Below are 9,170 nucleotides of genomic sequence, written 5' to 3'. Positions count from 1 at the left end.
ATGATGTACCTCATGTGATTAAGAAAGCTATAGCTTGCTACGTGCAGTAAACCTGTAGGCATGAGACTACAGCCTAAGCCAAAAGGGATAAAAAATTAAATGATAGAGTATCAAATATTGATTCTTCCTCTATCATTTATAGACAAGTTAGTAAATCAGTAAAGCACATCTGCAATATTTATTTACAACGTGTCCTATTGAAAGGGTATCTCAGTATATCCAAAATTTAGGTTACTTTTCAGTTGGAAGGTAAAATCAGGATTCAAAGTTATGATTACACGATTTATCTGTTTCAGTATGAACAAAAAATGGGCGGTCAAGCGAATCACTATAAACCTGGCATCAAATGAAGCCAAAAACCTTGAAAAATATTGTGAACAGACAGGCAGACCAGCAACGGATGTAATTAGAGAACTTATTCGAGCCTTGCCACTGACGAAATAAAAGTAGATTTGCAAACAATTTTACCTTGGTTAATTTTCAAGATATAAGCATTAGAATTTGGTTTAATTGGAGGTCTTAAATTTAGAAGTAATTTTTTGTAATGATTCAGAGGAATGTAAAAATTTAGTTTCTGGCGTGCTGCGCCCATTTACGACAGGCGCAACGCGCCGAAAAGAAGATGACACGATCGCTATTAATGAGTTGCACAATGAGGAGTGAGAGAATATTTTTTTGGTTCGGTGACTATTCTTATTCTGTCGTCACTTCGTCAGAAAATAATCTCTAGCCCATGTTGTTTCAAATTTTTGCAACAAACAACAGCATTGAGGTAGCAAATATACAGCCGTCAGCATCTAATCTGTGATTACTGCTTTTGCAATTACTCACGTCAAAGTAAAATTGGAAATTTTTGTCCAAATCTGCAACACCTTCTACTTCAGCTACAACTCTTCTGGACTAACGCTTTTCAGACTTGGCGTCAACGTTCAACAGGTCAAGGCAAAGCTTGAATGAGTTCTCGAATCACGTCTATTGGTAGTTTGCCTGTTTGTTCACAATACTTTTCAAGGTTTTGGGCTTCATCTGATGCCAAGTTTACAGTGATTCGCTTAAGCGCTCTTTTTTGGCTGGAGGTTGTCAAACTAGGAAATTTAAGTGCAGCAGTTTTATTCATTGATTGATAAGCTAGATATATACAAACTTTCTTTATCAAGATTGCCAATTCTGAGCTATCTTTACCAGTGAAAATCGAGATTTTGAGATTGAACTTAAGCTTTACGCCCCAAAAGTATTACGGAAAACACGAGGTATTAAATAACTAATACATACGTAGTAATTCTCCCATTAGCAAGTGCAACAAATAAACTTTCGGCTGAAGAGATGATATTAGCAATGCCCTACAGCCCAGGTAGCCTTTCCTTTTGAGCAGCAGCGTTGAATTACTGAGATCAGTGGATATATGACGTAGTTTTTGCTACCTATAATAGGTAATATACCTGTTTTAAATCCTCAGCAACATGAGATTATTCGTTTGTTATGGCTATTACCCCATATCCATAGCAACCTAGTAGATAATTCCTTTTAATAAAAAGTGATTAAACGAACAGTGAGTTAATACATGACTTTACAGAATTGGAGACGTAAGCGTGGCGTTGCACTTACTACTAAGGGTTTACAAAAAATTAAAGAAGCAAAGCATCAGTCAGAAGCAAAAGAAAATTTTGGAAATAGATACACTCTTGAAGAAATGAGTGTACGTTCTGGTTTATATTCCGCCACCATCTCGAAAGTATTGAATCGGGAAGGAGGAGTTGACAAACAGACTATTGAGAAGCTTTTTTCAGTTTTTAACTTAAAAATAGATAAAAGTGACTATTCAAGCTCAAATACTCGTCTAGATTGGGGAGAAGCTATTTTTAACTCAACTTTTTACGGGCGTATAGAAGAACTGATTACACTAGAGAAATGGATTCTCAATGAACACTGCCAATTGGTTGCACTATTGGGAATAGGGGGTATTGGAAAAACAGCACTGTCTGTAAAGTTTGCTCAAAAAATTCAGGACAACTTTGAGTATGTGATCTGGCGATCGCTACGAGAAGCACCGCCTGTTAAAATTATCCTGGGTAACTTAATCCAATTTCTATCTGACGAACAGGAAACAGAAAGTAACTTACCAGAAAGTTTTAGCGATCGCGTATCGCGACTACTTTATTATTTACAAAATAATCGCTGTTTAGTGATCCTTGATAATGCAGAATCAATTCTCCGCAGTGGTAGCCGCGCCGGACTTTATCGAGAAGGGTATGAGGAATATGGTGAGCTTTTAAGACGAGTGGGAGAAGCAACTCACCAAAGCTGCTTAGTGCTGACTAGTCGTGAAAAACCCAGAGAAATAGCATTCTTAGAAGGACAAACACTACCTGTTCGCTCATTGCCACTGAGTGGATTAAAGGTGGCGGAAGGGCAAGAAATTTTAAAACTCAAGGGACTATCGGCGGCAGAAAATGAATGGAAAGTAATGATTGAACGTTACGCAGGCAATCCATTAGCCTTAAAGATAGTTGCCACGACCATTCAAGATGTTTTTGATGGTAATGTGACTGGATTTTTGCAACAAGACACGGCTGTCTTTGGAGACATTCGCGATATCTTAGAGCAGCAGTTTGAGCGCTTGTCAGATTTAGAAAAGGAAATAATGTATTGGCTAGCGATTAATCGGGAGTCGATCGCACTGTCAGAATTGCGAGATGACATTATATCACCAGTACCACAAGCAAAATTACTAGAAGCTCTGGAATCTTTAGGAAGGCGATCGCTAATCGAAAAGGCTACGCCTACGCTCATTGAAAAAACTGGATCGCTTTTTACTCTCCAGCCTGTGGTCATGGAGTACGTGACTAGTAGCTTGATAGAACTCGTATGTGAGGAGATTGTCACTCAGAATATTGATGTATTCACGAGCAAAGCTTTGATAAAAGCGACAGCAAAAGAATATGTTAGGGATACTCAAATTCGCCTCATCATCAAACCAGTTATAAATGGGTTGCTTACTGCCTTTAGAAGTAAAAAAAACCTAGAAAATCACTTAGCTCAAATTTTAGCAACCTTACGAGATATATCCCCTCTAGAACAAAGTTATACGGCAGGAAATGTCTTTAACCTACTTTGTGATTTAGAAACCGATCTTAGCGGTTATGATTTTTCTTATCTGACTATTTGGCAAGCCGACCTGCAAAACGTCAAGTTATATAATGCAAATTTTGCTCACGCCCATCTAGCTAAGTGCGTTTTTGTTGAAACTTTTGGTGGTATTTTTTCAGTAGCTTTCAGCCCTAATGGTAAACTTTTAGCTACTGGTGATACCAATGGAGAAATTCGCTTGTACGAAGTTGCAAATAGTCAGCAACTTCTGATCTGTAAGGGTCACGGTGGTTGGGTTTGGTCAGTCTCCTTTAGTCCCGACGGTCAGGTTCTTGCTAGTGGCAGTAATGACCAAACAATAAAGCTGTGGGATACCAATAATGGTCAGTGTATCAAAACTTTAGAGGGTCATAGTGGTGCGGTTCGTTCAGTCACTTTTAGTTCCGACAGTCAGGTTATTGCTAGTGGCAGTGATGACCAAACAGTGAAGCTATGGAATACCACTACAGGCAAATGTCTAAAAACCTTACAAGAAGTTGGTTGTAGTGTATGGTCTGTTGCCTTCAGTCCAAAAAATTACATCTTGGCAAGTGGAAATGATGACTATACAGTAAGGCTATGGGATATTAACAGCAGTTCATGTATTCACACCTTAGAGGGTCACACTCAGCGAGTATACTCAGTCACTTTCAGCCCTGACGGTAATACACTAGCTAGTGGGAGCCATGACCAAACAGTGAAACTTTGGAACACCAGTACTGCTCAATGTTTTAAAACTTTGCAGGGGCATACTGACTTAGTACATTCAGTTACCTTCAGTGTAGATGGTAATGCTCTTGTTAGTTGCGGTGATGACCAAACAGTTAAGATATGGGATTTCGCTACTGGTGAATGCCTTAAAACTCTACAAGGACATAGAAGTAGGGTATGGTCTTTAGCAATATGTATAAATCAAAACGTTTGTGCTAGTAGCAGTGATGATCAAACGGTAAAGTTATGGAATATCAGCACTGGTAGATGTATTAAAACTTTGCAGAGTTTCAACAATGGGATATGGTCAGTCGTTGTCAGCCCAGACGGTAAGATTATTGCTAGTGGTAGTTACGATCAAACAGTGGCACTGTGGGATGCTACTACTGGGCAATCTCTAAAAATTTTGAGGGGACATACTAATCGAGTTACATCAGTCACTTTCACTGCCGATAGTCATTTTCTTGCCAGTGGCAGTGAAGACCGAACAATAAGAGTGTGGGATCTTAGTACTGGGCAATCTCTAAAAATTTTGAGGGGACATACCAATCGAGTTACATCAGTTACTTTCAGTGCCGATAGTCATTTTCTTGCCAGTGGCAGCGATGACCAAACAATAAGAATGTGGGATATAAACACAGGTCAATGCCTTAATACTCTACGGGGACATAGTGGTAGAACATGGTCAGTCGCCTTCAACCCTGACGGTGATATACTAGCTAGTGGAAGTCATGACCAAACAGTGAGACTCTGGGATGCCACCTTAAATCAATGCTTGAAGACTTTACAGGGTCATACAGAGTGGGTTTGGGCAGTTGGCTTCAGTTTAGATGGTCGTATACTAGCTAGCGGTAGCGGAGACCAAACTATAAAACTGTGGGATGTCACCACTGGTGGCTGCCTTAGAACTTTACAAGGACATACTAATAGCGTATACTCAGTTGCTTTCAGTTTGGATGGTCGCATACTAGCGAGTGGTAGTGGCGACCAAACAGTGAAGCTTTGGGATGTTGACACAGGTAGCTGCTTAAGGACTTTATCTGGACATACTAGGTGGGTTTGGTCAGTTGGCTTTAGTCCCGATGGTCAAACTATAGTCAGTTGCAGTGAAGATCAGACAATTAAGATTTGGGATGTCAAAACAGGTAAATGCTTGAAAACTTTGAGAAGCAAAAGCCCTTATGACGGAATGAATATCACTAGCATAACTGGGTTAACCGAGTCTCAGAAGGATACTTTAAAAGCTTTAGGAGCAGTTGAGTATTAATTGAAGAAAAGAATTCAAAAGTCAGAAGCAGGACGCTCGTAAGCGTTGTGTTAGCGACGTAAGAGCGTCGGACTCGCTACCGCAACTCTTGGAGAGGCTCCGCCAACGCGAATGCTATCAGTTGGGGATTTTGCGTTTCAGTAGCGAAACTGCACCTAAAACGCTGTATGCTAATATCCCTAATTCAGCAGATGGTTCGGGTACTGGTAGTGGCTTAAGTGATGAGAATGCTAATTCTCCAATTAGTTTATGAGTTGTAGTTGTAGGATGAACTTCGTCCCAAAACACAAATTTTTCAGGGTTACATAAAACTTGTTGTGTGGGAACATCTATGGGGACTACTGATAAGTCTTTGCTAATACAAGAGTTGGTCACGTTTGTAAAACCGAATTCATCTGGAGCAGCAATAATCCTATCAAATAGGGAATTAACATTTAGTTCCATAATGTTGATATCGGGACTTAATTGTTGCCTTAAAGATTTGAGTGTCGTGTTTAAGCTAGAGTTATGTGTGCTGCTGAATGTGTTGAATAAGTTGGAACGTTGACTATCGAAATTTGCAAAAGGCAATTTTCCCAAATCTGGCAAGTTGACCACCATGATATCTCTAGCGCCATCAGTAACAAGCGATGTCAACGCTGTTGATAAATTCCCTACTGTATTGGTAGGATTGGGAACACCACCGAAAAAGTAACTTAGGTAGTCATTAGTACCAGCCCAAATAATATATAGAGCATTAGGATCGGCTGTTTGTGCTGATACAAAACTATTTATCTGTTGCTGTAATCCTGGTAAGCTAGGTAAACCAATATTCTCAGTTCCTGTCGTAGCACCACCAAAAGCAAAGTTATTTTTCAGATTTAATGTTAATCCTAGATCGGAGGCAAGATAATCAACCCAAATTGGGCCATCAGAAAAACGCCCATTAGAGTAGGTTGGACTTGGAGGAATGATTCCGTTAGTGGCATTAAATACATTACCAGTATCAGAAAAGCTGTCTCCAAAGACGTAAATGTTGTCATAATCTTTTGCTAATACTTTGAGTGGAAATATCAAAGATAATAGCAAAAATCCTGTTGTTATAATTTGTCTTTGCACAGCTAATTCCTTAATCTAATTTCAACTTTGTAAAGATGTCCTTAAAAAGAAACTTCGCTCCAATGTTTAGAACTTTCTTTTGCTGATTTAGAGCTTTCAAGAGGGTCAGCACTTAGCGCTACATTGCCCCAGCGCATCACGTTCGCAGAAATAGCACCGGCTGCTCCGAAGCCATAGACTAGAACTAGGTCATTTTCGCTAATCTTGCCCAACTTTGCAGCATAATACATATTGGCGACAGTAAGTACTGGCCCAATGTTTGCATATTGAGAATAGAGATCGATCGTCCGTTCTGGATCAATGCCCAGTACGCGTATGCAGAAGCTAGCAAACCAAGCTGTAGATGTATTGAAAATAAAAAAGTCGATTTGCTCGAGTGTTACACCGGCTGCGGCGATCGCACCCTCACAGCATGTACGGAGAAACCCCACGGCGGTTTCGCGAGTTACCTTGTTGGCTTCCTTGCATAGCTTCATGCGAAGCTGTGGATTGCCTTGCGCGTCCCTCGTAAGTTTGGGAAAAACGACATTACACAACTCACCAGCATGAATGGTCTTTGTGCCAAGGATTCCCTGATTCGATTCTAATGAACCAACCACGAAAGCTCCGGCACCATCACTAAGGAACCATGACATGGTATCATCCTCGTCGAAAAAGCGAGAGTATGTGCATGAGATAACTACCAAGACGTTGCGGTACTCTCCTGCTCGTACCAAGGCACAGGCGGTTTGAAGCGCAATAGGTGTACTGCCGCATGTTGCATCAAGATTCCATGCAGCACCCCCCAGACTAAGTTTATGGGCAAGGAAAGCTGCATCGCCCAGCCCGATTTGTTCGGGCCATACAGAAGCAACAATCATTAGATCAACATCTTTGGGAGAAAGCCTAGCCGCTTCGAGGGTATCCCTTGCAGCACGCTCCTCTAATGTCAGTGATGACTCGCCAGTACCAAGTACCCATCGCTCAACAGTACCACGAAATGGGTCTGACAGATATGGCATCATTTCTAAGTCAAACTCGTTGCTGGGGGTGGAGTCTGCGAACGAAAACATCCTCGCCAAACTTTTCTGCTCTGCCTGAGCAATTAACTCAGGGTATTTTTGCCTGTAGTAATCATTAGTACGTCTAACGCTGGGAAAGCTCATTGCAATTGAGCAAATACCTACTGGGTAATCCACCATAACTCATCTCCTCTTAGTAATTCGTAGCACCTTGCCAAATCAGACTGTCGAGACGGCTTCCTATTGGTGCAAGCCTGGTAGGTTCGATGAGTACATCAACAACAAATGGATCGGGCGATGCCATAGCTTTCTTTAGCGCAGCCTGGATGTCGTACTCCTTTTGAACACAGATACCATTAGCTCCCATCCCTTGGGCAATCTTAACGAAATCCGCTTGGGGAATCGCTGCATCCACAGCATTGAAACCCAAACACGTCATTCCCTGTTCGCACATATTGTAGCGCCCGTCGTTGAGTACAATCCAGACGGCAGGAGCTTGATATTTGACCGCAGTGTTTACCTCATTAAGCATGAGCATGGCACCATCTCCAACAATGGCGACGGCTTTACCTTGGCGTGCGATCGCAGCACCAACAACACCAGTGACAGTATGACCCATAGCCGCAAACCCTGTGCTGGCACGAAAACGTCCTGGTTTTACAAATTGCAGTAAATTAATTGCCCAAGCAAATGAGTTTCCACCCTCAGCCATCACCAATGCATCACTTCCTTCAACAATTAGTTGTTGAATTACACTCATCAATATATTGGGTAGGACTCGATCAGCCCTGCTTGGATGAACGACATTATGTACGGGTTTCGGTAGTGACCGGGCTGTTGACAGACCAAGACCCTGTGGAAAGTATCTCAGCAGCCCCTTGACAAAAAGTCTCACATCGGATTGAACAGCAAACGTCTCAATAGATGGATATGCAGTTCCTGGTATCTTCGGGTCTATGTCAATATGCAAAAAGCCGCGCCTGGGAATCATTACGGGGTTCCAGAATGAGGTAAATTCACCAAGACGCGTTCCTAGTACGAGTATGTGCCAAGGACGCTGCTCCTGCATATACCTTAAAACCGACTCATGTCCGCCAAAGCCGGTGACACCTACGAACTGAGGATGGTTTTCTGGAAAGATGCCCTTACCGCGTGGTGAACACATTACAGCAGCCCCGGTTCTCTCAGCAAGCTGGCGAATCTCTTTTGCAGCACCTCGTGCCCCGAAACCGACCCAGATTGCAAACGGCCCCTCACACAGTAACTGGACACTTTTTGCGATTGTTTCCTCAGTTGCTGTTACTACACCATGAGACAGAGTTACTCGTGGTAATGATGTCTTTAATGAACTTGTCTGGATATTTGTAGGAATACTTATATGAGCTACAAATCCCTCTGGTTGTCCTAGTCCAAGAGCTAGCCTTCGAGAAACCTCTGGGAGTTCATCGCTGGATTCGAGAGTGGTTGCATAATGGAATATTTGCCCAGAAGTAAAAATCCCGGCGCTAGGCATTGTGTAGGTGCTAGTTTCTTGGCAAGCCCATCGGCCACGCTGTGGTGCTGAGGTCGAAGCTGACACGAAAATGACCTTAGCCCCTTCCCAACGGGCAGCCAACAACCCTGTCAAAGCGTTGGTGATCCCCGGACCGGTGGTAGTGAATACTACAACCGGGCGATCGCTAGCAAAATACGCCTCAATCGCTGCAAAAGCGGCTCCAGCTTCATGGCGAAAGTGCAACACCTGGATGGAACTTTGATGTAATGCAGCCCACACTGGCGCGATCGCACCTCCCGATACACCAAAGGCATACTGTACTCCCATATCTTCCAGGATTTTTACCACTGCCTCCGCTACCGAAAAAGTTTTGGATCGCTTGCTATGAGATGGCTGTTTACTTGAGTTTAATTGTTTAGTATTATTCGCTTGTGTATCCTGAAATTTAACATCCATACAAACTATACTTAGG

At 42.2% G+C, this 9,170-nt stretch carries 6 protein-coding genes; 2 read left to right on the top strand and 4 right to left on the bottom strand.

Features of this window, described 5'->3' with window-relative positions:
• The first annotated feature begins 297 nt into the window (after positions 1-297).
• Positions 298-444: a ribbon-helix-helix protein, CopG family gene (locus tag IQ229_RS23700; protein WP_094348756.1), complete on the top strand. Its 147-nt coding sequence runs from the start codon at positions 298-300 to the stop codon at positions 442-444.
• Positions 445-937: 493 nt separating this feature from the next.
• On the opposite strand, the gene IQ229_RS03650 is transcribed toward IQ229_RS23700, so the two are convergent.
• On the bottom strand, positions 938-1,117 hold the full coding sequence (locus tag IQ229_RS03650) for a ribbon-helix-helix domain-containing protein (protein WP_194041371.1): 180 nt from the start codon (positions 1,115-1,117) through the stop codon (positions 938-940).
• A gap of 444 nt (positions 1,118-1,561) precedes the next feature.
• Between IQ229_RS03650 and IQ229_RS03645 the strand changes: the two genes are divergently transcribed.
• Positions 1,562-5,104 carry a WD40 domain-containing protein gene (locus IQ229_RS03645; protein ID WP_194041369.1) on the top strand — a complete coding sequence of 1,181 codons (3,543 nt, stop codon included), beginning with the start codon at positions 1,562-1,564 and terminating at the stop codon, positions 5,102-5,104.
• A gap of 117 nt (positions 5,105-5,221) precedes the next feature.
• Here the strand turns inward: IQ229_RS03645 and IQ229_RS03640 are convergent, their stop codons facing one another.
• Genes IQ229_RS03640 through IQ229_RS03630 form a run of 3 tightly spaced genes read right to left on the bottom strand, consistent with a single transcriptional unit; the run spans position 5,222 to position 9,154 of the window.
• On the bottom strand, positions 5,222-6,202 hold the full coding sequence (locus IQ229_RS03640) for an SGNH/GDSL hydrolase family protein (protein WP_194041367.1): 981 nt from the start codon (positions 6,200-6,202) through the stop codon (positions 5,222-5,224).
• 41 nt (positions 6,203-6,243) lie between these two features.
• Positions 6,244-7,383: a 3-oxoacyl-ACP synthase III family protein gene (locus IQ229_RS03635; protein ID WP_194041365.1), complete on the bottom strand. Its 1,140-nt coding sequence runs from the start codon at positions 7,381-7,383 to the stop codon at positions 6,244-6,246.
• 13 nt (positions 7,384-7,396) lie between these two features.
• Positions 7,397-9,154, bottom strand: coding sequence for a ScyA-related TPP-binding enzyme (locus IQ229_RS03630; protein ID WP_194041363.1), 1,758 nt, complete (start codon positions 9,152-9,154; stop codon positions 7,397-7,399).
• Positions 9,155-9,170 lie beyond the last annotated feature (16 nt).

It is taken from the genome of Nostoc cf. edaphicum LEGE 07299 (assembly GCF_015207245.1).
Classification (GTDB): domain Bacteria; phylum Cyanobacteriota; class Cyanobacteriia; order Cyanobacteriales; family Nostocaceae; genus Nostoc; species Nostoc edaphicum_B.
The sequence above is the reverse complement of the archived record's forward strand: the minus strand, read 5'-3'. Positions and strand labels throughout refer to the sequence as shown.

Coding starts and splice junctions, on each gene's coding strand:
- IQ229_RS23700 (WP_094348756.1), top strand. CDS start 298: ATGAACAAAAAATGGGCGGTCAAGCGAATCACTATAAACCTGGCATCA.
- IQ229_RS03650 (WP_194041371.1), bottom strand. CDS start 1,117: ATGAATAAAACTGCTGCACTTAAATTTCCTAGTTTGACAACCTCCAGC.
- IQ229_RS03645 (WP_194041369.1), top strand. CDS start 1,562: ATGACTTTACAGAATTGGAGACGTAAGCGTGGCGTTGCACTTACTACT.
- IQ229_RS03635 (WP_194041365.1), bottom strand. CDS start 7,383: ATGGTGGATTACCCAGTAGGTATTTGCTCAATTGCAATGAGCTTTCCC.
- IQ229_RS03630 (WP_194041363.1), bottom strand. CDS start 9,154: ATGGATGTTAAATTTCAGGATACACAAGCGAATAATACTAAACAATTA.